Here is a 24,648-nt window from a genome sequence, read left to right as displayed (position 1 = left end):
CACTTCCCCGAAAGGGGATGGAAACGCTCGACTATTCTTAATCCGACCTCTGCAGCCAAATTAACTTGACAAACTCACTTCCCCGAAAGGGGATGGAAACCAGTATAATTCGATATATGATTGTTTGGATTATTCAGTCTTGACAAACTCACTTCCCCGAAAGGGGATGGAAACAGAACTACACAGACTCATCCGATTCGGATTCTTGGTGTTCGCTAACCTATTCCCACAATGGGATTGAGTAAAGGGCGACCCAATCCTCTGTAGGGGCGGGTTTTACTACTATCTTTTCGGTTGCACCTCGATGTGACTAAACCCGCCCATAGATCAATGTATTGGCGTCAGGGACTTTATACGCCAGAAATTAGACGCAGCTTACAGGATATTATCCAGTTCAATAAGTTAGCTTGGCAAGGGATTTTTGATCAGGGAGAGAATAGCTGATGTCACAAACCAATTGGATTCGTGTCTTAGAAGCTAATAAATTGATGCGATCGCGCCAAGAGGTGATCGCCTTTGAAACAGCGTTAGCTGAACTAGCCAAGCATCCTCAAACCGAGGATTTACCCACTTTACATCTCATTTTCGATGATCGCTGTGAACAGCCAGAGGTCATGTTTAGTCTGCTTCATTTTCTAGAATCCTTTGATTTACAGCAACAGCTTCAAGCATTTATTACTGTGGCGCCTCAATTAATCGGGTTGGCTCAAGATTGGGCGAGAATCATCCATACTCGGATTTTGAATGATGATTCGGCTTGTCGGTTGTATCGAGAGTTGTTACATTCAATTAACTCACAACATCCAAATTTCATCCGTCAATTGCTCGAAGACAGTGCTACTCGTCATTTAACCGAGCTGAATTCGCCAGGGAAGTTAATGAAACAGGTTTGAGACAACTCAGTTTACCCTATATATATAGGAGCAACCCCTTAAAAATCCGGCATTCACCCCATCATGGCACCCCGCAAACGCCGCCCAACCCAACCCCCTCCATCCCGCCATCCTTGGGCGGCGGATACAGAATTAGTCGGACTTGTCTTAGAATTAACCGCCAACGCCCCAGACTCCCTCTATACTCAATACACCGTCGGACTCCACGCCTGGTTCTTAGATCAAGTTCGCCAAACTAACCCGGAACTCTCCGCCTATCTCCATGATGGTCAATCCGAGAAACCCTTCACCCTCTCCCGCTTAGATGGAGACTTCCTCACCTCTGGAAAAAACCTCAAACTCAAACCCAATACAACCTACCGTTGGTACATCACCGCCCTTTACCAACCCCTAACCCAATGGCTAGCCGAATGGGTTGATCACCTGCCAGATATGATTCAATTACGCCGTGCAGTGCTAAACATTCGCCGTTGGCACATCGCTTTAGCACCAACCACCTATCCTCACTTATCTACCCCAACCCCCACCCACCCCCAATCCCTAAGCCTCAGCTTCCTTACCCCCACCAGCTTTCGCCGCAAGGGACACCATTTCCCCTTACCAGTTCCCACGAATCTCTTCCACAGCTATTTGCGGCGCTGGAATGATTTTTCCGATCACCCCTTTAACCAAACCGCCTTTTTAGACTGGGTAGAGGAAAATGTAGTGATTCAGCGTCACCGTTTAGAATCGATGAAAGTCGCAGCCGGAAAGAAAGGAGTCGTCACCGGATTCACAGGTGCGATCGCGTTAGGACTGGATTCAGGTGCCAGCCAACACCCAGAATTTAGCCAACTATTCCATACCTTAGCCCAATTTGCCCCCTACTGCGGCACCGGACACAAAACCCCCTTTGGCTTAGGACAAACTCGCCTAGGCTGGTTATCCCCCGAAACCCCCGCCCTCCCCTCGATGGAAACCCTATTAGCCGAACGCATCAGCGAATTAACCCAACAATTTCTCGCCCAACGCCAGCGCCAGGGGGGGAGTCGGGCGCAAGACATCGCCGAAACCTGGGCGACTATATTAGCACGACGAGAAATGGGAGAATCCTTACAGGCGATCGCAGATGATCTAGATATGCCTTACCAAACCGTCAAAACTTACGCCAAATTAGCCCGTCGTGCCATCTTGAACAATGACAGATAACAAGTATTTGTGTAGGGGCGGGTTTAGGGACTCAATTCAAATATCCACCAATAATGGAACAACAAAACCCGCCCTCCCCACCGATAATGGAACAACAAAACCCGCCCTCCCCACCGATAAACGAACTCTGCACTTCCGCCCCCACACCCCACACCCTGCCTACCTTTGACTTAGCTTGTCACCCCTTCAGCCCAAACCTTTCCGATGTTGTGAGTTTCGCCAAAAAAACGGGAATCCTGAATCTAAGAAGGACAAAAGACAAAGCATGAGATTCCCCCAATGATGCAAAAACTATCTACACCAACAATCGAATACGGACAATCCCTACTGGGGCTACATCTAATCAGTCTCCTCATCGGATACACCGTAGCTGGTTGGTTATTATCCCTTTATCAAGCCCCGGCGCTAATTTGGCTAGGAACCCAAGCCGTCACCGTACACCTAGCTTGGCGAGGCAAAAGCGCGATCGCATTAGCCATAACTTGGGTCGTTGGTGTTGTCTGGATCGGCACCCTAGCCAGGGCGTATCCCCCCAGCCTACGTTTCAATTTTCAACTGTTAGTCATTGCCTTATTTTTGATCTGGCTTTTAGGCATAATTCTAGCCTTTGGTGTAGCCTTTGCCAAACAACCGATCCAAGCCACCGGATTGAAAAACACTCAAGCCTTTTGGTTTTTAGTCACCCTAGCTTTTAGTGGCTTAGCCGTCGGTCGAATTTTGGACATGATGGTTATACGTTAATTGTTGATCGAGCAACAAGCAGAAAGCCAAATGATTATTACGGCTACCTTTTCATATCAGCGATTCAATATATCCTAACCTGAATGATACTGACTGAAGAGAAATGTCACTGACTGGTATGCTGGTGGGCAGTGCCCACCCTACAGGATATCCGGCTTGTAGTAAAAGCTTTAGCCCTATATTCTGTTGGGTTGAGCGAAGTCGAAACCCAACCTACAACCTCAAACGCCAAGAAATAACATTCCGAAACCTCAAGCTAAAAAAACGAGTAATCGTTTGAACCCGTTTTAACGGGTTTAAGCTTTAAGCCAGAACTTTAGTTCTCGGCTTCAATCTTTATCAAGGAGAAAATAACGTGAAAATTTCAACCTTACCAGGACAATCCCAGCCAAAAATCCCCAACTATGCCGATAACCTCAAGCTAAAAAACCGGGTAATCGTTTGAACCCGTTTTAACGGGTTTAAGCTTTCAGCCAGAACTTTAGTTCTCGGCTTCAATCTTTATCAAGGAGAAAATAACGTGAAAACTTCAACCTTACCAGGACAATCCCAGCCAAAAACTCCCAACTATGCCGATAACCTCAAGCTAAAAAACCGGGTAATCGTTTGAACCCGTTTTAACGGGTTTAAGCTTTAAGCCAGAACTTTAGTTCTCGGCTTCAATCTTTATCAAGGAGACAAAAACGTGAAAACTTCAACCTTACCAGGACAATCCCAGCCAAAAACCCCCAACTACGCCGATAACCTCAAGCTAAAAAACCGGGTAATCGTTTGAACCCGTTTTAACGGGTTTAAGCTTTAAGCCAGAACTTTAGTTCTCGGCTTCAATCTTTATCAAGGAGACAAAAACGTGAAAACTTCAACCTTACCAGGACAATCCCAGCCAAAAACCCCCAACTACGCCGATAACCTCAAGCTAAAAAACCGGGTAATCGTTTGAACCCGTTTTAACGGGTTTAAGCTTTAAGCCAGAACTTTAGTTCTCGGCTTCAATCTTTATCAAGGAGACAAAAACGTGAAAACTTCAACCTTACCGGGACAATCTCAGCCAAAAATCCCCAACTACGCCGATAACCTCAAGCTAAAAAACCGGGTAATCGTTTGAACCCGTTTTAACGGGTTTAAGCTTTAAGCCAGAACTTTAGTTCTCGGCTTCAATCTTTATCAAGGAGACAAAAACGTGAAAACTTCAACCTTACCAGGACAATCTCAGCCAAAAACCCCCAACTATGCCGATAACCTCAAGCTAAAAAAACGGGTAATCGTTTGAACCCGTTTTAACGGGTTTAAGCTTTAAGCCAGAACTTTAGTTCTCGGCTTCAATCTTTATCAAGGAGACAAAAACGTGAAAACTTCAACCTTACCAGGACAATCCCAGCCAAAAATCCCCAACTATGCCGATCGCACGCCCCAATATTATATCGACAAAATGGAGCCAGAACTCCGGGCAAGTTTCACTACCCAACAGCTTCAGGCAATATTTAATCTGTTAGATGAGGCAATTCCCAAGCCATCGCCCAAGATTGTCGATTTAAGATTTTTAGTCGATTTAATCGTCACCCGCTTCTATGTCGTGTTATTAGTAGGTAAAGATAGGCGACGAAAACCCCGGCGTTACATCCCCAAAGGCGTAGCTAAAGTTGGCAATGTCATCGCGGCGATTATCCTACTGTTAGGCGCAAACCTGCTACTAAGCGCCAGTTTATTCCTATTCGCGTACTTACTCAAATCCTTAGTCGGCATCGATTTCTTTTCCGGCGATCGCCATCTTCCCGATATAATTAAAAGCATTTTCCAGTAAGTAGGGGCGCAAAGACTTGCGCCCTTTTCCCGCAGCAATGTGCGCCCGATTTCACCGTCAAATCTATTCCACAATTTTAGCTGTGTCAGTCCAGTCGTGGCATGGCACACCTAATCTTGTGGATTAGCATTACACCCAGAAAACTTAATAAATTAGGGGCTAAAGCCCCTACTACGAACCCAATTTATTCCCCAATTTTAGCTGTGTCAATCCAGTAGTGCGAGCGTCTCGCTCGCTACTGATTCGGCGAAATTTTAGCAGTAGCAAAATAATCGTGGCGAATATCGGGAAAACTAAGAGAAACCGCTTCATTGTTTCTCGCCCGGAAAACAGGGAAAAATACACCAGCCTTTTAATCCCTTGGCTTTTCCCCAAAAGGAACAAGAGGATGCCTAAAATTAAGGCACTGATATTACTCAAATTCCACGTCCAGCCCGGATAGGATTCTAAAAACGGAGAGATTTTAGCCAGTTGTGCAATGGCGGCACCGATGCCAAACAGCATAAACATGATGCTGATGACTCGACTAAAAATAGTGATGCGCCCTTCCAGCGCTTCAGTTTGGGGATAGAGGGTCATCCTTGATATTTCGCCAGTAAACGTTGATTGCTTTTCAAAGATTAACGTTTACACTATCACAGTTGTGCCAAGTAACCGTTACCATTGCTATGTATAATATTTAGGCAGTTCAGGGGCAATGCATGGATTGAATTCTTCCTCCTCCACACAAGCAGAACGGTTTCGGCGGCTTCAGAGTCAGTTGCGCGATCGCTCGTCTGGTATTGATCTGTTTGACCAGGACGATCGCGACATCTTGGTGGTGCCGTCTGTTACTGTTGATCAACGGGAATTGGCGAAGATTCCCGGTTTTCTGCACTATGAGGAACGGCTGTTATTTTCCCTGATTCGCCTACGCAATCCTCGCACCCGCCTGATTTATGTGACGGCGGTACCGCTATCGCCGATAGTGATTGATTATTACTTACAACTTTTACCCGGTATTCCCTTTTCTCACGCTCGTGAGCGTTTGATGCTCCTCTCCACCTATGACGCCTCACTCAAACCCCTCAGCCAAAAAATATTAGAACGTCCCCGCTTAATGGCGCGAATTCGTCAGGCGCTGCGTCCGCACAAGTCGTACATGGTCTGTTATAATTCCACCCAGCTTGAGCGAGAATTATCGGTAAAACTGGGTCTACCGCTTCTCGCACCTGACCCCGATTTACTCCACTGGGGAACCAAGAGTGGGAGTCGGGAAATTTTTAAACTCAGTGATGTTCCCCATCCCGATGGCTGCGAAACGCTGTGGACAGTGGACGAGTTGGTAGAAGCGGCGGCTGTGTTGTGGGAACGTCATCCCCACTTAAAGCGGATGGTGATTAAACTCAATGAAGGCTTTTCGGGGGAAGGAAATGCCATCCTGGATTTGAGAAAAATCCCCGACGCAGCACCAGGGAAAGCATCGCATGAGCAACGAGTTGCAGCTATCCACAAAGACTTAGAACATTTAGGCTTTCAGGCAAATAATGAAACCTGGACTGAATTTTCCAGTCGCATCCCAGAGTTAGGCGTGATTGTCGAGGTATTTATTGAAGGAGAGAACAAGCGATCGCCTAGTGTGCAAGGGTATATTACCCCGAATGGTGATGTGAAGATACTCTCCACCCATGATCAAATTTTAGGGGGTCCCGATGGTCAGATTTATCTAGGATGTCGATTTCCCGCCGATGCAGCCTATCGCTTACCCTTACAACAGATGGGAATTAAAGTGGGAGAAGCGTTGGCAGAAAAAGGTGCGATTGAACGATATGGCGTGGATTTTGTCGCTGTTCACCAGCCGGAGAAGGGGGAAGACGTTTGGGATTTACAGGCGATCGAAATTAACTTACGCAAAGGGGGAACCACCCATCCGTTTATGTCGCTGCGGTATTTAACCAATGGTCATTACGACGCCTCAACGGGTTTATTTCACAGTCAGCAAGGTCGCCAGAAATATTATATCGCTACCGATAATTTACAACGGGATCATTACCGAGGGTTAATGCCTAATGATCTGATGGATATTATCACCCATTATCGCCTACATTTTGATAGCAGTACCCGGACGGGGAATGTGTTTCATCTGATGGGCGCCCTCTCGGAGTTTGGCAAACTGGGATTAACCTGTATTGGTGATTCCCCTCCCGAAGCGGAGGCATTTTATAACCAGGTGATGCAAGTGTTAGATCACGAAACCACAGGGATTGATAATGACCAGTTTTCTTATCCCTGTGAACCCATTTCCTGGTTCTCTAAGTGATATCGAATCCGCTTGATTTGCGTGCCAATACAGCACGGTAGAGATCCCCCCAAACCCCCCTTTTTAAGGGGGGCTTACTTTGGGTTCATCTGAAAACAGCCAAGGCTTAATCAGGATAAAACCAACCCCTCAACCAAAGGTTGTACCGTTCCACCCCCACATACTACCCTTGGCATCAGCGAACTCAATATAAATTCGCTTAATCGGGACACCCAGCTTTTCACTAATCACCTGGCAAAAGTCTTGACTCATTGCCTGGGTTTGGGCTGGACTCATCGTGCCAATATTTTTGACTTCCATGTAGCAGGTTGGCTCAACGGTACCGCCAAATGTCATGGATACACCATCTTCAAATGCCGTCATCACATAGGATTCAGGTTTCCCTACATGCTGGGCTAGTTTACCGGAAAGGGTTTTGAGCAACCCTTCCACTAGGGTAGGTTCTGGATTACTGACAGATGATTGAACTTTAATCAGAGGCATAGGCTTGTTTTTTCAACTTCATTAGAACTGAGTTAGAACCATTTGGGATATGGGACAATTGGCGTTCAGTCTCTAGCCACCATATTGCCAACCGGTGCTTTCGAGTAAAAGCGGTTCTCCTTCCCGGTGAATACCTGCGGCAATCACTTCCCCCACATAAACACTGTGATCTCCCTTTTCCACCGAATCGACTACTTTACATTCGATGTAACCGAGGGAGTCAGAAATGATCGGACAGCCTGTCGCTTCTCCTTCATAAAATTCCACATCCTCGAACTTATTCCCAACCCGGCTTTGGGGTTTAAAGAATTTCGCCGCCATGTCTTTTTGTCCACGTTCTAGGAAGCTGATGCTGAACACACCATTTTTTTTCAGCATTTCGTGAGAACCTGTCTCTCTCTTAATACAATTAACCACCAGTGGCGGTTCAAAGGAAGACTGCATCAGCCAACTTACAGTGAAACCGTTTAAGTTATCACCGTCTTTGACGCCGCAGATATATAGACCATGCGGAATCTTACGCAGCATCTTTTTTTTCGCTTGTTCGTCTAGCAAGGCATCCTCTCCCTAGTTGCACAGATATGGCATTCAGTTTACCAAGAGGTTAGGGGTTTTGGGTGCAGGGGAGAGTGTTGACCCTTCACGACCTTCGAGGGAACATGGTTTGTAGGGGCGGGTTTTACTACTATCGTTTCTTTTTGACCCCGATGTGACTAAACCCGCCCTGAGTGAGTGTTAAATTAACTTCCCCAGCTTTCAGACGCGCCATGGCGCGTCTCTACATTACCCTCCCACAACAGACAAGCTAATGAGAACGCCAGGTTTTGCGAACTCGACCTAAAATCCTTTTCCGTGAGAAATTCCGCTTAAACTTCTTAAATTCACCCGCATCTAACCAGACACCGTGACACTGGGGGCATTTTTCATACCAGATACTATACCGATCAATATCAATCATGCGAAACATCGTCGCGCCACAGCGAGGACAATACACATCGTCATCTACTTGATCAAATTGATGTCCCGTTTCTGGATCTCCAATATCCAAACTCTCGGAGTCTTTAATCCGCTTGAGTTTTTCAGCTTCCAGAGAATCAAACCAAATTCCTTTGCAGTTGCAGCAGCGATCAATTTCTATGCCACCATGAGTGATAGACTCTAAGCTTGCACCACATTTAGGACAGACGCTTGGCTTCATAGTTGACTAGGGAACAGGGAACAGGCAGGCAATACAATACTATACTCGCAGAGTTAATGATAGGAATTTTAACGCCATCGTTAGCCTGTTGGGTTTCGCTTACCCCCAGCTCCCCCAGCTTCCCCAGCTCCCCCAACTCCCCCAGCTTCCCCAGCTTCCCTATCTCCCCTCGCGGCGAAAGAGGTGGGAGTGTTCTGGATGGTAAAGGCGGGAACGTGTTCCTACTTTGGTATCTTGGCTAGATATTGTCTCTGGTAAAGACCAGGGTGTTTTTAAGGCGGGACTAATAATATAAAGTGTTGTCCGAATTAGATTTTCCTGGTGAGTGAGTGCTGCCATTTGCTCTAGAGGGACAAGCCACATTTTTTCATCTGACCAACTAATCCGGAAACAGACAGCAACGGGGGTATTTGCTGGATAATGTTGCATCAGTTTGGCTTGGGCAGCGTCTATATGACGGGCGCTGAGATACAGACAAAGACTGGCTTGATGGGCGGCTAGAGAGGCTAATTCTTCTGACTCGGGTACGGCTGAGGCTCGACCACTAATGCGTGTCAGGATAATGGTTTGTACCACGTCCGGCACGGTAAGTTCAACGCCTAGTTTAGCTGCCGCCGCTTGGTAAGCACTAATACCAGGAATCACTTCAAAGGGAATTTCCGCCTCGGTAAGGGCTTGCATTTGCTCGTGAATGGCGCTGTATAGACTCAGATCACCCGAATGCAGACGAACGACGGATTTTTGCGATCGCACTCGTTCAATCATCAGGGGTAAGATGTCTTCTAGGGTTTTATTCCCAGTTCTGATAATTTCTGCATCAGGACGGGTTTCCTGCAAAATTTGTGATGGTACTAAGGAGTCGGCAAATAAAATCACATCTGCTTTTTGCAGCATTTTCAACGCTTTAACGGTTAATAACTCCGGATCTCCAGGTCCAGCACCAATAATGTAGACGGCTGGGGCTAGGGAAGGGAGAGGGTTTTGAAGTTGAGTAGAGTCAGAACTTTGATACATATAAATTTCCGGATCAGGTTCATAGAGATAAGAAGAAAGAAATGGTAGATGCACCCTGGTTCAGTCCTAGAGATTTTTTCTCTGGGGCTTTTGTTATTTTTAGGCGACTTTTCCGGATTAGGTTCATAGGGATAGGAAGAAAGAAATGGTAGATGCACCCTGGTTCAGTCCTAGAGATTTTTTCTCTGGGGCTTTTGTTATTTCTAGGCGACTTTTCCGGATCAGGTTCATAGGGATAAGAAGAAAGAAATGGTAGATGCACCCTGGTTCAGTCCTAGAGATTTTTTCTCTGGGGCTTTTGTTATTTCTAGGTGACTTTTCCGGATTAGGTTCATAGGGATAAGAAGAAAGAAATGGTAGATGCACCCTGGTTCAGTCCTAGAGATTTTTTCTCTGGGGCTTTTGTTATTTTTAGGCGACTTTTCCGGATTAGGTTCATAGGGATAAGAAGAAAGAAATGGTAGATGCACCCTGGTTCAGTCCTAGAGATTTTTTCTCTGGGGCTTTTGTTATTTTTAGGCGACTTTTCCGGATTGGGTTCATAGGGATAAGAAGAAAGAAATGGTAGATGCACCCTGGTTCAGTCCTAGAGATTTTTTCTCTGGGGCTTTTGTTATTTTTAGGCGACTTTTCCGGATTGGGTTCATAGGGATAAGAAGAAAGAAATGGTAGATGCACCCTGATTTAGTCCTAGAGATTTTTTCTCTGGGGCTTTTGTTATTTTTAGGCGACTTTTCCGGATTGGGTTCATAGGGATAAGAAGAAAGAAATGGTAGATGCACCCTGATTTAGTCCTAGAGATTTTTTCTCTGGGGCTTTTGTTATTTCAGTTAAACTGTTCGGCATTTAAACCTTAATGTCAAGAATTGCGGAATCCTTGTCTTAGGATGAGCGTCTTGCTCACTATTAAGTAGAATTCCACTGACTTAAAGCTGGTGGGCAATGCCCACCCTACGGTACTTTTGTTATTCTCCACCTCACGGTATTTTGGAGTTTGTTAAGAGTGCGGCAGGTCTCAGTTTAAACTTGTAGATGGTATTCTAGCGTTAAATTGACACCAATAAACCCTGTGCTACTCAGATACCGTATCCCATTGCTGATTTTCCGGTGGTACAACATCTGGGAGAGGACGACGGAACCAGTAGAGCCATACTAAACCTGCCAATCCCAAGAGAATTGACACTAAACTGACAATTTGAGCAATGCGTAAAGGTCCGACCATCAGGCTATCCGTTCGTAATCCTTCAATCCAAATGCGACCTGCACTATAACCCACCAGATAAATTAGTGCCAATGTGCCAACTTTCAGGTGCGGTTTTCGTTTCAAATCCCGAAAAAATAAGGTGATCAGTATGGCAAAAATCAATAAATTCCACAGCGACTCATAAAGAAACGTGGGATGGAAATATTGATAATTGATGTACCCTGGAGGGCGCTGTTGGGGAGGAATATACAGTTTCCATGGTAAATTTGTGGGACTGCCAAAGGCTTCTGAGTTAAAGAAATTACCCCAACGTCCAATAGCTTGCCCCAAAATTAGCGAAGGAACAACCAAATCGGCTAATAACCAAACCGATAGTTTCTGAATCCGGGCAAAAATGATCGTGGCGACAAGTCCACCCAAAATAGCACCGTGAATGGCGATACCCCCTTTCCAAATTGCAATAATATCTTCCGGGCGTTGGGCGTATTGTTCCCATTCAAACAAGACATAGTAAAGTCTGGCACAGGGAATTGCCCCAATCACTAACCAGATGGCTAAATCTGCGATCGCGTTTGGATCAACGTTACGGCGCTTGGCTAAATATTGGGACAGACTGACTCCAATTAATACGGCTGAAGCAATTAATAAACCGTACCACCGGATCGTCAGTGGTCCTAGCTTCACCAGAATCGGTCCTGGAGAGGCAAATTGAAACGCCAGGATCAGGGAAGGTATGGCTTGCAGCATTTGGGTATAGCGGAGAGTGAATTAAAAATGGTCAATGTATTTGCGTGAGTTCCCAGGCTCAACTTTACCATCCCATTGTTCCGGGTTCACCCTTGAATGGTCCAACAATATCCTTGGTGATCCATCCCCCGTAGAAGTCCCCTGGCTGAGATTGGACTAATTCATCATCGACATAGCAGGCGTCCATTTTACTGGCATAAAAGCTAACGTGATCTTTAATCGAGGAAAATTCTGGAGTTGGCTGAGGATAATACCAGGCGGCATTGGCAGCCCGCTTGTCACCCACCACAACGTCGGCGTATCCAGCCATTCCCTTCCATTCACAAAAACTTTTACGCCCTGTCTTCGCTAAATGTTCCAGCTTGATGTCTTCCGGTGGGATGTAATAGCAGGGAGGATGGCTGGTTTCCAATACCCGTTTTGCCCGTCGGGTATCTGCGATCGCGATCCCGTTAAAGATTATCCGAATATGCTTGGTTGTCTCCTCTAGGCGAGGAGGACGTGGATAATCCCAGACCGATTCTTGACCAGGTTCAGGAGTAATACGATTGGGTTTCACGGTTTAGCTGTTTTCTCTAATGAGACGGCAGATTAGATGCTGTAGGTCTATGTATGTGTTGATAATGTTACCAGTTTATCGAAAATTTTTCTAATCAATGCTCACCCTGATCAATTCTGAGCCGTTTTATCCTCACTCAATCAATTAATCGACCCTTGGTGTTGACGAGCTGTTTATTGATCAAATACTCAAGCAAATCTTAACCTTTTCCTTATCCGTCATATCCCCAATTAAACGCTGTAAAGGAGGAGGAAGTTCTTTGATTAGAGTTGGTACAGCAAAAATCTGCTCTTGTTCTAAACGTTCTGGGTTTTCGTAGATGTCGATTATTTCCAGTTCATAACGTCCTTTTAGGTGTTCCTCACAGATACTTTTTATATTTTTAACCGCTTGGATCGATTTGAAACTATTTTGAGCAACATACAAACGAAAAACATAAGTTTGTACCTCCAGGTTAGCAAAGGAATCTAAACTAGATTGAGAGTTTTCGATTAACTCCGACGACTTGTCATTATTTTTGTCGAAATCATTCATGACGATGCTATTTCGCCTCCCTATAATACTAATCTAGTCATTGTACCGTGACTTACTCTAAAACTGATCTGCTAAAGGATTCATTTTTTTTTGATCATGTATTATGTATTGCTTATTAATTCTTATTCTCACATCTCCTCTAGGGAATCATAATCACGTATCTGCGCCCTTAGTCGGCGATCCTGGAGCAGTGTTTTATCCCGCAACTTCTCTTGCTGAATCATTTGCTCGATTTCTTCTTTTTGAGTTTCAAATTCAGCTTGCAACGCTTGAATCTGAACTTCCATAATCTGGCGTTTGCGTTCGATTTCATGTTGCTTACGTTCAATGGCTTGTCGGCGAACTAATGCCTCTGCCTTTTCTTGTGATTCTTGGATGGTTCGTGCGGTTCCCGCCATTACACCACCGACTCCCAGATACACATCAACCAATTGCACTCCCGTATCGGTCAACCGAAATTCACGGACTTGATGAGAATGTTTCATCCCGCGAGATTTCAGGACAAACAGTAAACGATTGCGTTCGCCGCTACTTTCCTCATCCCGCAACAACAACCATGTATCCATTAACGAGGAAATACCCAGATCCGTCTGTTCTAGGGGATTACCACCTAAGTTTAAATGAGTCAAAACCGTAGTAATTTGATGCGTTTTAAAGAAATCAACGAGACGCATCATAAAGGATTTGACTTGCATATAGTTGCCGATATCCGTCAGATTCGATATCGGATCGATGATCACAACGTTGGGTTTAAACTCATTAACAAAATGGTGAATTTTGACTAAATGCATCTCTAACCCATAAAAGGTTGGGCGCATGGCTTGAATTTTCAACAAACCTTTTTGTACAGATGGGTCTAAATCGATGCCAATTGATCGCATATTGCGGATGATCTGGCTAGGCGATTCCTCGAAGGCAAAGTAGAGACATCGTTCTCCCCGCAAGCAAGTTGCCTCAGCGAAATGGGCGCATAGTGAACTCTTACCTGTTCCCGCCGTACCGGAAATAAGAACACTACTTCCACGAAAATAGCCTTCACCTCCCAGCATGGTATCTAAGCGCTCAACACCTGTAGATATCCGTTCATTGGATACCTGGTAATCTAATCCCACAGAGGTGAGGGGTAATACAGAAATTCCGTCATCTTCAATCAGGAATGGATATTCGTTTGTACCATGTCTAGAACCGCGATACTTGACAATATGTAACCGTCGTGTTGCCAGTTCATTGATGATCCGTTGATTGAGGAAGATGACACAATCGGAAACATATTCTTCTAAACCCTGACGAGTGAGCGTATTTTGACCACTTTCACCCGTAATAATTGCCGTCACGCCCTTTTCCTTCAGCCAAAGAAACAGTCGCCGCAATTCAGAACGCACGATCGCGTTATTTTGCAATCCGGCAAATAAAACCTCTAGGGTGTCTAAGACAACCCGCTTGGCGTTAATTGAGTCAATGGCATAACCGAGACGAATAAATAAGGCTTCGAGATCATATTCGCCAGTTTCTTGGATTTGAGTGCGATCAATATGCACATAATGAATCGTCAGTTTCTTTTGATCGGCTAATGCTGTTAAATCCCAACCGAAGGAAGCGACATTCTGCGTCAGTTCATCGGGCGACTCTTCAAAGGAAATGAAAACACCTGGTTCCTGATACTCCGTGGCACCATGTACCAGAAATTCCATTGCCATCAGTGTCTTACCGCAGCCGGCTTTGCCGCATAGTAATGTAGGACGCCCTTGGGGTAATCCACCATTGGTAATTTCGTCAAGTCCCTGGATGCCAGTTGGACATTTATTCAGCTTGGTTTGGTGTGTCTTTGTCATTTGTCATCCGTTTATGTCTTATGTCCTTGGGAAGGGTTTGAGGAATATTTACAGGACTTAATCGAGTTAGGTTTATCTCCATCAACCTACTTAGAGAGAATTTGGCAATTTTAATTGAGTCCATATTCTCTCGGTTGATTCGTTCTTCATTTTATCTCTATGGTTTCCTACCCCAACTCTTACTGAGGCGGTAGAATTAGATCTAGACCCGACTGTCTCAATCTCACCTCTATTCCCGCTAATCGTCTTGACAAAAGCAACAATCTGTGAAAATAAAGAATCATCAGACTTATGGCTTACTCCGTCACCTCGTCCTCCCATTCCCCCGTATCCCCAGAAAAGAGTCAGCTAAATGGAACCAAAACACCGCTATTAGGGGCAAGTTTGGCTGAGTTAACCCAGTGGGTAGAACAGCAAGGACAACCTGCCTATCGGGGACGCCAGCTTCATAACTGGATTTATCAAAAAGGGGCGCGACGCCTTAGTGAGATTTCAGTCTTTTCCAAGTCATGGCGGCAAGCCTTAGTTGATGTCCCCATTGGTCGCTCTACTCTACATTATCGTTCTCAGGCTCCCGATCGCACGGTCAAATATTTGCTGCGGTTGGCAGATGGTAATATTATCGAAACCGTCGGGATTCCCACCGCTAATCGGTTAACGGTTTGCGTTTCCTCCCAAGTCGGTTGTCCCATGGCGTGTGACTTTTGTGCGACGGGGAAAGGCGGATTTACCCGGAATCTCCAACCTCATGAGATTGTTGATCAAGTTTTGACGGTTCAGGAGGATTTTGGGCAACGGGTGAGTAATGTTGTATTTATGGGCATGGGAGAACCTTTACTAAATTTGGAGGGGGTTCTCGCGGCTGTGCGATCGCTCAATCAAGATATTGGCATCGGTATGCGATCGCAGACGATCTCCACCGTAGGCATTCGCGATCGCATTCGTCAACTAGCAGAACACAAACTGCAATTGACATTTGCGGTTAGCCTCCACGCTTCTAATCAGCAACTACGCGAACAACTGATTCCCAGTGCCAAACGCTATCCATTAACTGATTTGTTACAGGAATGTCGGGATTATGTCAAGATAACCGGACGCCGAGTGACCTTTGAATATATCCTTTTAGCCGGACTCAATGACCAACCCGAACATGGAATAGAATTAGCTCAACACCTACGCGGATTTCAGAGTCACGTTAATTTGATTCCCTACAATCCGATTAGCGAAGTGGATTATCAGCGTCCTAGTCCCCGGCGAATTCAAGCCTTTGTTGAGACATTAAAACAGCATAACATTGCCGTCAGTGTGCGTCGTTCTCGCGGTTTAGAAAAAGACGCCGCCTGTGGACAATTAAGGGCTTCGACGGTTTGATAAAAGCAAGGCAGGAGGCAGAGGGTAGAAGCCAGAAGACCATTACACAATCCTTAAAAACATGCAAACATTAGAAAGCTGCCAGTCGGTTCTGAACGCAGGGAAAACGACAACCGAAACAGCGTTACAATTATTTGACGCTCTCGAACCCGTAGATTTAGACTTTATGATTGGTCGTTGGCAAGGATCTGGACTTCATACCGATCACCCGATGGATGGCTTCTTAGAAACATTGAATTGGTATGGAAAAGAATTTGTTGATCCTGAGACAGTTCACCCATTGTTATTTTTAGATAGCCAGGGAAAAATTTTTAAGGTTGCGCCCAATCCCACGGCAATTAACGTACTTTTTAATTTGCCAATTCTCAAAAATGACTCTCTGAAACCTTGGCTAAGGTTGACGAATTCCTTACTGAAACCATTAGTGGAAACAGAAGAAAGCCAAGCCAGACTCCGAATGATGAACTATCGCGGAAAAGTCAGTGCCACGATGATCTATGATTATTTGCCGATTAATGACTCGTTTCGGAAAGTAGATGACAATACTGTGTTAGGAATTATGGATTTGAAACGCTCACCCCAACCGTTCTTTTTTGTGCTTAAGCGCCGTGTCACCCATTAATAATATAGCAATCGCCATAGCGGTTAGGACGCATCATTTGATAGGTTAGTTAACCTTATGTCCAGAAACCGTAGGGGCGCACAGACATGCATTGGTGTCAACTTAAGCTCAACCCCTCACCCCCAGCCCCTCTCCCAACCCTCACAAGGGTAGGTTTTTTAAGATTGCGGTTCAGGTTAGACTTGGAAGACAGGTAGACCATCACTTCGACTTCGCTCAGCGACCGTAGACAAGGAAGAGTGAGAACGAAAAATAGGGCGTTTCGGCTTTTAGAAGTTAGTTTGACCGAACCGAATTCTGTACGGTTTTTCCCCCTTGTCTTCTTTCCTTCCTTGTCCCCTTGTCTTGTCTCCACCCTTAAATAAAAAACCTACACCTGTCAGCTCTCCCAACCCCCCTCGTTCCCCCCTGCGAGGAGGGATGACTAAGGATGCTTCGCTTTTTTTGCACGGGAGAGGGGAGTAAGAGAATCCGATCCCCCTTCTCCCCACGGTGGGAGAAGGGGTTAGGGGATGAGGGGGAAAATGTCGAGAAGTAGATAGACACAGCTTAAAACCTTGCCAGCATTGGTTTTCTACCTTAAGTTGACACCAATGACAGACGTGCGCCCGATTCAGGGGTAGCATCCTTCATCAGTATGGCATCACCTTGCTCAGGGAAAATGTACCCTTGCTTCCCCATCTTCCCCCGCTCCCCCTCACCACAGCACTTATTCAGCAATCCCTAACTAGGATTCGTCGCCAGTTTGAATCCCAGGGCTTTTTTCTTCATCGTCTGGAAAATATTGTAGAAGCCATTGGCACGAGAGGGGGTTAAGCTGACATTTAAGCCGGTTTCTTGGATAAACTCTGGGGACACGTCCACAATGTCCTCTGGGGGGAGTCCATTCAATCCTTCAATTAGCAGCGCCACTAGCCCTTTGACTAACTGGGCATCTGAATCCCCTTGATACCATACCTTTCCGTCTTCTAGGTTGGCAGTGATGTAAACCTGGGAAACGCAGCCTTGGACTTTATTTTCCGGTGTTTTGTCTGCTTCTGGCATATCCTGAAGCTTCTTGGCATACCAGAGAAGCTGTTCATACCGTTGTTTAGGATTCGTCCGTCGCTTAAATCGCTGCACAATTTTGGCGAGGGAATCGGGTAGAGGGGTTGAGGTTGATGACATACCCAGTATTCAAGACCTACTGTTCACATTTATCCTAACAAGACTTATGCAATTCTACTCATGCAACCCAGAAAACAGAAGTCAATCCTTAGTCAGGGCGGGTTTAGTTATAGCAGTAGACACATCGATTAGGACTTTCGGCACCATTGTAGAGACGCGCCATGGCGCGTCTCTACATAAATGATGTGTCCTAACCGCTATGGCGGTTGCTATACATCTGGGTGAGGTCAAAAACGATAGTAGTGAAACCCGCCCTTACACACTTGGTTAGGGCGGGTTTTGCACAAACGTTATCATCAATAGCGACAAGAGATTCCCTAAACCCGCCCCTACGCACTCAACACTGTTGGCTAATCGAGTTTCCGTTATTCTAGATCACTTAACCACGAGTGGTATTCCAAAGCAAATTGTGGACAATCTCTACTGGCTGGATCAGATTCAACCGTCACAACGTTCCCTGGTGGGAGAGAAAGCCTTTGGCTTAAGTCAACTTGGGCAACAAGGGTATCCGGTTATTCGCGGCTTTGTGATTCCAGCGATCGCGTTTTGGCAAGTCATCGCTGATTTAAGTCAATCAGAACCCTTGTTAGCCGATTTACCGCAGTCCTCGTTGTACGTGAATGTTGATAATCCCCGTCAGTTGCAACAGGTTGCTCAACATATTCGCCAAGTGATTACCTCTGCCACTGTATCAGACGGTTGGCGATCGCATATTCTGGAGGCAGGGTCAACTCTAGACGCCCCCGCCCTGATTTTACAGCCATCTGTGTCATTTCCTGAGGTGCGATCGCGGACGCCGATGTCTACTCATCCGGTTAACCGCGAGGATTGGGCTGAGTTTGCGCCGATTCCAGAACTTTTAGCATCTCATTATTGCCGCAAACAGCCGGATGCTCTGATCCAGACTTTAAAGCAGGTGTGGGCAGAATTGTTTCGAGCCAAAAGCTTATTTTACTGGCAACGGGTTGGCATGGGACTAGATCAGATTAATTTAGCGGTTCTGGTACAACCGATCTATGACACTTTAGCCTCTGGCGTTCTCCAGGCGAAATCTGATTTCTGTCAGATCCAAGCAACCTGGGGACTAGGGATAGCGATTACTCAGGGTAAAGTCTTACCGGATACCTATCAAATCGCGATTCCCACCGATCAACTTTTGCTAAGTCAACCAGGAAACAAAACCCTCGCCTATCGGCTGAATCCGGAACCGACAGGAAATGCCGTGCAAGCTTATCCCCTCAGCCAAGGAGAACAGCAGCAGTCTGTTTTGGACGATAACGCTTGGCAACAGATTATGGCGTTATCCAGAAAACTGCAAACCCAATTTAATCTCCCCTTTTCTTTTGACTGGACTCTTTGTAAAATTCCCAACACGACAGAACCTCAACTATACGTGACTCAATTTCGCCCTCAGTCGGCTTCTTCTGCTGAATCATTCCCCTCCCAACCTCAGTCACTGCGAGGATTATCGGCGGCGTCTGGACAAGTAACAGCCGTGGCGCAAGTGATGATTGGGGAGGAACAAAATTGGCAGGCTATCCCCCCAGATCGAATTTTAGTGACTCAAACGATTGCTCCCGATTGGCTACCTATATTAAGACAAGCCGCAGGGGTGGTGACGGAACAGGGGGGAATGACGTCTCATGCGGCAATTGTGGCGAGAGAATTGGGGATTCCAGCGGTGGTTAATGTCCCTGGGATTACCCAATTGGTACAAACGGGGGAGGTACTGTTGGTGGATGGCGATCGCGGCGAAATTCAACGTTTAGCCAGGGATGCTAAACAGCTTGGAGAAGCCGTAGATGTCGCTATTGAGAAGCAGGAAACCGTTGCTGATGCCCCATCACCGAGGCAGTATAACCGATTTCCGATCGCGACTCAATTGTTGGTGAATCTCAGCCAAACCCAATCTCTGGAACGAATTCGGGATTTACCCATTGATGGGATTGGCTTATTGCGATCGGAATTGATGATTTTGGACGTATTGAATAATCAACCCCCCCAGGAATGGTTGCGACAGGGGCGGAAACAGGAGTTAATCACCCGGCTAGCCCAATTGATCATGCAGTTTGCAGCAGCGTTGATGCCACGACCTGTATTTTATCGTTCCCTGGATTGGGGTGAAGCGGAATTGATCCATGGGGATACGTCGAATGTGAATGGTTCAACCTTATCGGTGGTGAATGCGATGTTGGGGCGGCGGGGGACTTATCGTTATTTACATGATCCGACGAGTTTTGATTTGGAACTGGCGGCGTTACATCAACTTTATGCTCAGGGGTATAGTAATGTTCAGTTAATGTTGCCATTTGTGCGGACGGTTGAAGAGTTTGTCTTTTGTCGCCGTCGGGTGGAACAAGCGGGATTAATGGATAATCCTCATTTTCAACTTTGGATTATGGCAGAAGTGCCATCGATACTATTTTTACTGCCGGATTATGTTAAAGCGGGGGTGCAGGGAATCTCGATTGGTACGAATGATCTGACGCAATTGTTATTAGCTGCCGATCGCAATTTGGGGGAGTTAGGTTCAACGTTAGATGGACGCCATCCCGCCGTTATGGGAGCGATTAAGCAGTTGATCGATATGGCAAAGGGGGCGGGGATTCCTTGTGCAATATGTGGTCAAGCCCCAGCCCAGTATCCGGAAGTAGTGGAATCCTTGGTGGAATGGGGGATTCAGTCTATTTCTGTGGATGTCAGTGATGTGGAAGCGACTTATCATGCGATCGCTCGCGCAGAACAACGGTTACTTTTAGAGGCTGCACGGCGCTCATTAGACGGATGAGAATTCAACTGGATAGGATATGAGATGGTTATTGTCCCGATTAACTGATCAACAGGTTAGGAAACCCATTCCCTCGGTTCACCCAGGTTGGTTGTTAGCCTGGGGGCAATTTCGCGCTGAACCCCCTGATTGTACGTTATTAATTCCTAACCAGTTAGCGGTAACGCAGATTCAACCCGCTTTTAGTCCTCAAGCAGAGTATGGGGTGGTGGGGGATATTTGGTTAAGTAATTCTGCCCGATTATTGCAACAGGTGGGAATTGAACCTGGGGAGTGGCGGGGAACCGATCAAGCGTTGGTGGCGCTGCTGTGGGAACGCTGGGGACAAGATTGTTTAGAGTATCTGGAAGGGGTATTTGGACTAGCGATTTGGCATCAACCGAGTCAGAGGTTGTGGTTGGTGCGCGATCGCGTCGGCGGTCGGACGTTATATTATACGACTGTGGGTTCCTCTTGCTGGATTGCGCCTCGGTTAAGAACCCTGCGCCCCCACCATTCAGCCGACTTAGATTTAGTCGCCCTGCGGGATTATTTATCTTGTGCTTTTGTCCCTGGAGAACGCACGCTTTGGCAACAGGTGCGGGAATTGCGCCCAGGTACGGTGTTGCAGTTACCTGATGGACAACCCAACTATTACTGGCAACCACAAGAGCACATTGCCCATCCTCAGCAAAGTTTAGCATGGCACTCTCAGCAGTTGCGATCGCGCCTCGATCAGGTGGTTCAAGAGTACTTACCTATCAATGAACCGGTGGGGGTTTATTTATCGGGGGGATTGGATTCCAGTTGCATCACCGCACTCGCCGCTAAGTTTCATCAGCATCCGGTTCATACCTACTCGATTCATTTTGGCGCAGATTGTCCCAATGAATTAGAATTTTCCAATTTAGTTGCCCACCATTGCCACACGCAACACCATATCTTAGAAATTACCCCAGAACAGATGTGGCAGCAATTACCGATAACCATGGCACAGTTGGATGATCCGATTGGTGATCCGTTAACAGTTCCCAATTATTTGTTAGCGCAACTGGCAAAGGAAACGGTTAAAGTTATTCTCAATGGCGAAGGGGGAGATCCCTGTTTTGGTGGACCGAAAAATCAGCCCATGTTACTCAAGCAGTTATATGGTTCTCCGGAAAATAATCCTAATTTAGTAGTGGCTTATTTGAACTCCTTTAAAAAATGTGCTCCAGATTTGCCGAAGTTGTTTAAACCGGAAATCTGGGACGCGGTTAAATCTGTGCCATCTGTCTTTGAGGCGGATCTGTTGTCCTCGGCACAGTATTTGAATCGGTTAATGGGACTGAATATTAAATTTAAAGGGGCAGATCATATTTTAACCAAGGTGAATAATCTGACTCGTTCCGCTGGATTAGATGGGCGTTCTCCTTTATTTGATCAGCGCATTGTACAAATGGCAATGGAGATCCCGCCGGAATATAAACTTGCCGGAAATCAGGAGAAAGCCGTTCTCAAGCAAGCGGTTGCGGATATCTTACCTAGGGAAATTATTCAGCGACCCAAAAGCGGGATGATGGTTCCAGTGCAGTTTTGGTTCCGCCATTATTGGCAACGACAAACCAAGGCATTGTTGTTGTCCAAAAAATCGGCAATATCGCCGTATTTGAATCAGTCATTAATTCGCGATTGGATTGAGTATCGTGGAGATACATGGAGACGATATGGGGTTAAACTTTGGTTGCTGGTGAGTTTAGAATATTGGCTGAATTGATGTGTTTGGGTTGGGGGCAAATGGGTGACATCGAGATTGTATTTTTTTAACGCAGAGGACGCAGAGGAAAACGCAGAGGTACGCGGAGGGGGTTAAAGGTTGGCGTGGCAGATTTTAGGGGATTCTGGAAAAAGCGGAAATGATATGATTTGTTATTGTGATTTGCTGAAACTGCATCTATTTAAGGTAACAATGATTCTGGTGATTGCTACAAATAATTATATGACTCACAACTTGGGGCGGGTTTTATAATATCAGGGTGTCCAAAGACGATAATAGCTAAAACTGCCCCGACAAGACGTGCCATGGCGTGTCTCTACCGTACTTTTTCACCCCCTTCAATGCGGCTCAACTCTCCCACCTATTTTACTCTTCTCTTACTCATGAACATTGTTTTAGGAGTATTCGTTTTTCATTATGGTTTATCTATCAGTTATATTGATGCCGTTTATTTTGTCGTCACGATTGTCACGACAATTGGGTTCGGGGATTTTAATTTAGCTGCTGCACCGTTAGGAATTAAAATTTATGGGATATACCTGATGTTATCAGGGGCTGGGGGCTATGCCATTCTATTTAGTTTAGTGGTGGATCGGTTAATTAAGAATAAGCTCTTGGAGATAACAGGAAAAAAAACGTATAAGATGGAAAATCATGTAATTATCTGCGGCTTTGGTAAAGTTGGACAAAAGATACTCGACACGTTGTTATTGTTAGGGGATTCGGTTCTGGTTATTGAGAAAAATGAAGAGACACAGATTGATCTCCTACAAAATCAAAATATTCCTTATATTATTGGGGATATTTGTCAAGCCGAAACCCTAACGAAAGCAGCGGTTGCTAAGTGCAAAGCCATTATTTTTTGTACGGATAATGATTTAGCGAATTTAGAAGGTGCATTAACCGCGCAGGAAATTGAGCCAAATGTGCGGATAGTATTGAGAATTTATGACCAAACCTTAGCCCGAAAAATTCAGAATGGATTTAATCTTAAACTGGTGTTTTCCACATCCACATTAGCCGCACCGACATTTGCCCAAGCCGCCCATGATGAAAATATTATTAGTACCACACGGGTGCAAAATGAGGTATTTTTAACCACAAAAATTTTGATTACATCCCAGAGTCAGTTGGATGGGATACGCTTTGCTGAGTTACAGAATCAGTTAGAAGTGGCGGGGTTAGTGTTATATAAAGCCAATGGGCGGCAAATTCGATTTCCCCAAGCCGATGAGGTATTACAGGGAGGTGATGAGATGATTGTTACGATTAGTCGAGACAGTTATAAAACGATTAAACGGTTGAATAAACGAAAACAATAAAATTAGTAACTATAGGAAATCCCCGCTGTAGCAATAGCAAAACCCAACAGGCTAATACCAAATCCGGGTTAGCCACCCCCGTTATAACCCAGTCCGCGCAGGCGGACTTTGTTTGTGTAGCTGCGGTTTCAACCGCCCAGCTTTCTTTTTAACCAAAACTGTCGGATGCAACTAAATAAACATCACTACTACTACTCTCACTCTCAACATCTATAAATACTGAATCTCTCCCCCCTGTGCTAATTTGACTCCGGTTAATTCCTTGAGTCACTATCTGTAATAGCCGTTGCGGTGTAAATGATTCCAACTCGACAAAATTACCGGATTTTAACCAGGCAAATTCCTCACCTGATAAGTCTAGTCGTGCCACTAACCCTAATTGTTCCGCCTCTTCTGCTGACTGTGGGGAGGATTGAATAAAAAGATTGCGACTATTTAAGACATGACGGGGAAGTAATCCTAAATCATAAATGGTGACGGTACTATCAGCAAACCAATTGGAACTTGTTTGCAGGTTATGAATCAGGGTGATACCATGAGGACTGGCATTATGTAGGGCGTAAACCTTTAATTCGGGATTGCGTCTCAGCATGTCTAATACCGTTGAAAAAATGCCTTGGGGATACCCAGTAATACTTAGCACCGCACAGTTATTTTCAAAGTGAAAATTATTAGCAATCAGCAGTTGAGCAATGGTAGCACTATCGCAAACGACAACTCTGTCAAAACTATAAGCGGTGATATCCGGATTAATGGATGTGGGTAAACGTTCCTGATTCGGAGGAGGTAATAGTGGCTCAACTGTACCATTAATTTGTTGCCAACGTTCTAACCAAGTTTGGAATTGACTGGGTGTGACGGAAAAACTTTGGGACAATGTGCTTTGACGACGCAACTGGCGAATTCCTAAATAGAACGATAACATCCCGACAATAATAGTGATAGCGAATTTAAAAAAAATCAGCCAATCACTTCCACTACCCTCTATGGGAGAGAATAAAAGGGATAAAATTCCATAAGCGAGGAGAAATCCACCAATAACTTGTAAAAATCGGGCATTGCGATTACGGATTTTTCGAGGCGTACTGGCAGAATTACTTATTCTGTAACAGGCAAAAATCAATAGCGGAATCCCGATGTAAGGTATAAT

Annotated in this window: 21 protein-coding genes and 1 CRISPR repeat array (1 of these 22 cut by a window edge); of the genes, 10 read left to right on the top strand and 11 right to left on the bottom strand. The window is 45.5% G+C overall.

Annotated elements, in window-relative coordinates; genetic code table 11:
- Positions 1 to 174: direct repeats of the CRISPR family, unit length 36 nt; unit sequence CTTGACAAACTCACTTCCCCGAAAGGGGATGGAAAC (it extends 160 nt beyond the left edge of the window).
- Positions 175 to 443: 269 nt separating this feature from the next.
- From MC7420_RS25135 to MC7420_RS25120, 4 genes are all read left to right on the top strand, one after another.
- Complete coding sequence (locus MC7420_RS25135) at positions 444 to 893, top strand: Imm30 family immunity protein (RefSeq protein ID WP_006104061.1); 450 nt, start codon at positions 444 to 446, stop codon at positions 891 to 893.
- Positions 894 to 956: 63 nt separating this feature from the next.
- Entirely contained in the window at positions 957 to 2,081 is a 1,125-nt protein-coding gene (gene cas6 / locus MC7420_RS25130) for a CRISPR-associated endoribonuclease Cas6 (protein ID WP_006103917.1), read from the top strand.
- A gap of 279 nt (positions 2,082 to 2,360) precedes the next feature.
- Complete coding sequence (locus tag MC7420_RS25125; protein WP_006103940.1) at positions 2,361 to 2,822, top strand: hypothetical protein; 462 nt, start codon at positions 2,361 to 2,363, stop codon at positions 2,820 to 2,822.
- Between the two features lie 1,345 nt (positions 2,823 to 4,167).
- Positions 4,168 to 4,623 carry a hypothetical protein gene (locus tag MC7420_RS25120; protein ID WP_006104041.1) on the top strand — a complete coding sequence of 152 codons (456 nt, stop codon included), beginning with the start codon at positions 4,168 to 4,170 and terminating at the stop codon, positions 4,621 to 4,623.
- 171 nt (positions 4,624 to 4,794) lie between these two features.
- Here the strand turns inward: MC7420_RS25120 and MC7420_RS25115 are convergent, their stop codons facing one another.
- Positions 4,795 to 5,202: a hypothetical protein gene (locus tag MC7420_RS25115; RefSeq protein WP_006103979.1), complete on the bottom strand. Its 408-nt coding sequence runs from the start codon at positions 5,200 to 5,202 to the stop codon at positions 4,795 to 4,797.
- Between the two features lie 118 nt (positions 5,203 to 5,320).
- On the opposite strand from MC7420_RS25115, the gene MC7420_RS25110 reads away from it, so the two are divergent.
- Positions 5,321 to 6,922 (top strand): peptide ligase PGM1-related protein, encoded by a 1,602-nt coding sequence (locus MC7420_RS25110; protein WP_006103960.1) that lies wholly within the window; start codon positions 5,321 to 5,323, stop codon positions 6,920 to 6,922.
- Between the two features lie 129 nt (positions 6,923 to 7,051).
- On the opposite strand, the gene MC7420_RS25105 is transcribed toward MC7420_RS25110, so the two are convergent.
- The 8 genes from MC7420_RS25105 to kaiC form a co-directional block, all read right to left on the bottom strand.
- Positions 7,052 to 7,405, bottom strand: a complete 354-nt coding sequence (locus tag MC7420_RS25105; RefSeq protein WP_006103931.1) for a phenylpyruvate tautomerase MIF-related protein — start codon at positions 7,403 to 7,405, stop codon at positions 7,052 to 7,054.
- Positions 7,406 to 7,477: 72 nt separating this feature from the next.
- Positions 7,478 to 7,960, bottom strand: coding sequence for a flavin reductase family protein (locus MC7420_RS25100; RefSeq protein WP_006104053.1), 483 nt, complete (start codon positions 7,958 to 7,960; stop codon positions 7,478 to 7,480).
- 250 nt (positions 7,961 to 8,210) lie between these two features.
- On the bottom strand, positions 8,211 to 8,603 hold the full coding sequence (locus MC7420_RS25095; protein WP_006104031.1) for a zf-TFIIB domain-containing protein: 393 nt from the start codon (positions 8,601 to 8,603) through the stop codon (positions 8,211 to 8,213).
- 159 nt (positions 8,604 to 8,762) lie between these two features.
- Complete coding sequence (gene cobM / locus MC7420_RS25090; protein WP_044209659.1) at positions 8,763 to 9,617, bottom strand: precorrin-4 C(11)-methyltransferase; 855 nt, start codon at positions 9,615 to 9,617, stop codon at positions 8,763 to 8,765.
- A gap of 1,072 nt (positions 9,618 to 10,689) precedes the next feature.
- Positions 10,690 to 11,568 (bottom strand): prolipoprotein diacylglyceryl transferase, encoded by an 879-nt coding sequence (lgt, locus tag MC7420_RS25085; protein ID WP_006103923.1) that lies wholly within the window; start codon positions 11,566 to 11,568, stop codon positions 10,690 to 10,692.
- A gap of 64 nt (positions 11,569 to 11,632) precedes the next feature.
- Positions 11,633 to 12,127, bottom strand: a complete 495-nt coding sequence (locus MC7420_RS25080; RefSeq protein ID WP_006103909.1) for a DUF427 domain-containing protein — start codon at positions 12,125 to 12,127, stop codon at positions 11,633 to 11,635.
- A 180-nt stretch (positions 12,128 to 12,307) separates the two neighbouring features.
- Positions 12,308 to 12,661: a circadian clock KaiB family protein gene (locus MC7420_RS25075; protein WP_006104052.1), complete on the bottom strand. Its 354-nt coding sequence runs from the start codon at positions 12,659 to 12,661 to the stop codon at positions 12,308 to 12,310.
- A gap of 128 nt (positions 12,662 to 12,789) precedes the next feature.
- Positions 12,790 to 14,493, bottom strand: a complete 1,704-nt coding sequence (gene kaiC, locus MC7420_RS25070) for a circadian clock protein KaiC (RefSeq protein ID WP_006103975.1) — start codon at positions 14,491 to 14,493, stop codon at positions 12,790 to 12,792.
- A 291-nt stretch (positions 14,494 to 14,784) separates the two neighbouring features.
- Here kaiC and rlmN point away from each other — a divergent pair, with 291 nt between their 5' ends.
- Positions 14,785 to 15,864, top strand: a complete 1,080-nt coding sequence (gene rlmN, locus MC7420_RS25065; RefSeq protein WP_006104050.1) for a 23S rRNA (adenine(2503)-C(2))-methyltransferase RlmN — start codon at positions 14,785 to 14,787, stop codon at positions 15,862 to 15,864.
- Positions 15,865 to 15,925: 61 nt separating this feature from the next.
- Entirely contained in the window at positions 15,926 to 16,486 is a 561-nt protein-coding gene (locus tag MC7420_RS25060) for a DUF4334 domain-containing protein (RefSeq protein WP_006103897.1), read from the top strand.
- A 723-nt stretch (positions 16,487 to 17,209) separates the two neighbouring features.
- Here the strand turns inward: MC7420_RS25060 and MC7420_RS25055 are convergent.
- Positions 17,210 to 17,653 carry a SufE family protein gene (locus MC7420_RS25055; protein ID WP_006104027.1) on the bottom strand — a complete coding sequence of 148 codons (444 nt, stop codon included), beginning with the start codon at positions 17,651 to 17,653 and terminating at the stop codon, positions 17,210 to 17,212.
- Between the two features lie 346 nt (positions 17,654 to 17,999).
- Between MC7420_RS25055 and MC7420_RS25050 the strand changes: the two genes are divergently transcribed.
- The 3 genes from MC7420_RS25050 to MC7420_RS25040 all read left to right on the top strand — a co-directional run bounded on the left by MC7420_RS25050 (position 18,000) and on the right by MC7420_RS25040 (position 23,498).
- Complete coding sequence (locus MC7420_RS25050) at positions 18,000 to 20,441, top strand: putative PEP-binding protein (protein ID WP_006104024.1); 2,442 nt, start codon at positions 18,000 to 18,002, stop codon at positions 20,439 to 20,441.
- Positions 20,442 to 20,460: 19 nt separating this feature from the next.
- On the top strand, positions 20,461 to 22,176 hold the full coding sequence (locus tag MC7420_RS25045; protein ID WP_006103956.1) for an asparagine synthetase B family protein: 1,716 nt from the start codon (positions 20,461 to 20,463) through the stop codon (positions 22,174 to 22,176).
- Between the two features lie 305 nt (positions 22,177 to 22,481).
- On the top strand, positions 22,482 to 23,498 hold the full coding sequence (locus MC7420_RS25040) for a potassium channel family protein (protein WP_006104045.1): 1,017 nt from the start codon (positions 22,482 to 22,484) through the stop codon (positions 23,496 to 23,498).
- 148 nt (positions 23,499 to 23,646) lie between these two features.
- Here MC7420_RS25040 and MC7420_RS25035 read toward each other — a convergent pair.
- Positions 23,647 to 24,648 (bottom strand): hypothetical protein (locus MC7420_RS25035; RefSeq protein ID WP_198016553.1); only part of this gene is annotated, 1,002 nt, incomplete at its 5' end.

The organism is Coleofasciculus chthonoplastes PCC 7420 (assembly GCF_000155555.1).
GTDB classification, from domain to species: Bacteria; Cyanobacteriota; Cyanobacteriia; order Cyanobacteriales; family Coleofasciculaceae; genus Coleofasciculus; species Coleofasciculus chthonoplastes_A.
This window is presented reverse-complemented; position numbering and strand designations above follow the sequence as displayed.

Excerpts from the sequence above, each read along its gene's own strand:
- MC7420_RS25135 (WP_006104061.1), top strand. The coding sequence starts at position 444 with ATGTCACAAACCAATTGGATTCGTGTCTTAGAAGCTAATAAATTGATG.
- cas6 (WP_006103917.1), top strand. The coding sequence starts at position 957 with ATGGCACCCCGCAAACGCCGCCCAACCCAACCCCCTCCATCCCGCCAT.
- MC7420_RS25125 (WP_006103940.1), top strand. The coding sequence starts at position 2,361 with ATGATGCAAAAACTATCTACACCAACAATCGAATACGGACAATCCCTA.
- MC7420_RS25115 (WP_006103979.1), bottom strand. The coding sequence starts at position 5,202 with ATGACCCTCTATCCCCAAACTGAAGCGCTGGAAGGGCGCATCACTATT.
- MC7420_RS25110 (WP_006103960.1), top strand. The coding sequence starts at position 5,321 with ATGCATGGATTGAATTCTTCCTCCTCCACACAAGCAGAACGGTTTCGG.
- MC7420_RS25105 (WP_006103931.1), bottom strand. The coding sequence starts at position 7,405 with ATGCCTCTGATTAAAGTTCAATCATCTGTCAGTAATCCAGAACCTACC.
- MC7420_RS25095 (WP_006104031.1), bottom strand. The coding sequence starts at position 8,603 with ATGAAGCCAAGCGTCTGTCCTAAATGTGGTGCAAGCTTAGAGTCTATC.
- cobM (WP_044209659.1), bottom strand. The coding sequence starts at position 9,617 with ATGTATCAAAGTTCTGACTCTACTCAACTTCAAAACCCTCTCCCTTCC.
- lgt (WP_006103923.1), bottom strand. The coding sequence starts at position 11,568 with ATGCTGCAAGCCATACCTTCCCTGATCCTGGCGTTTCAATTTGCCTCT.
- MC7420_RS25075 (WP_006104052.1), bottom strand. The coding sequence starts at position 12,661 with ATGAATGATTTCGACAAAAATAATGACAAGTCGTCGGAGTTAATCGAA.
- kaiC (WP_006103975.1), bottom strand. The coding sequence starts at position 14,493 with ATGACAAAGACACACCAAACCAAGCTGAATAAATGTCCAACTGGCATC.
- rlmN (WP_006104050.1), top strand. The coding sequence starts at position 14,785 with ATGGCTTACTCCGTCACCTCGTCCTCCCATTCCCCCGTATCCCCAGAA.
- MC7420_RS25060 (WP_006103897.1), top strand. The coding sequence starts at position 15,926 with ATGCAAACATTAGAAAGCTGCCAGTCGGTTCTGAACGCAGGGAAAACG.
- MC7420_RS25055 (WP_006104027.1), bottom strand. The coding sequence starts at position 17,653 with ATGTCATCAACCTCAACCCCTCTACCCGATTCCCTCGCCAAAATTGTG.
- MC7420_RS25045 (WP_006103956.1), top strand. The coding sequence starts at position 20,461 with ATGAGATGGTTATTGTCCCGATTAACTGATCAACAGGTTAGGAAACCC.
- MC7420_RS25040 (WP_006104045.1), top strand. The coding sequence starts at position 22,482 with ATGGCGTGTCTCTACCGTACTTTTTCACCCCCTTCAATGCGGCTCAAC.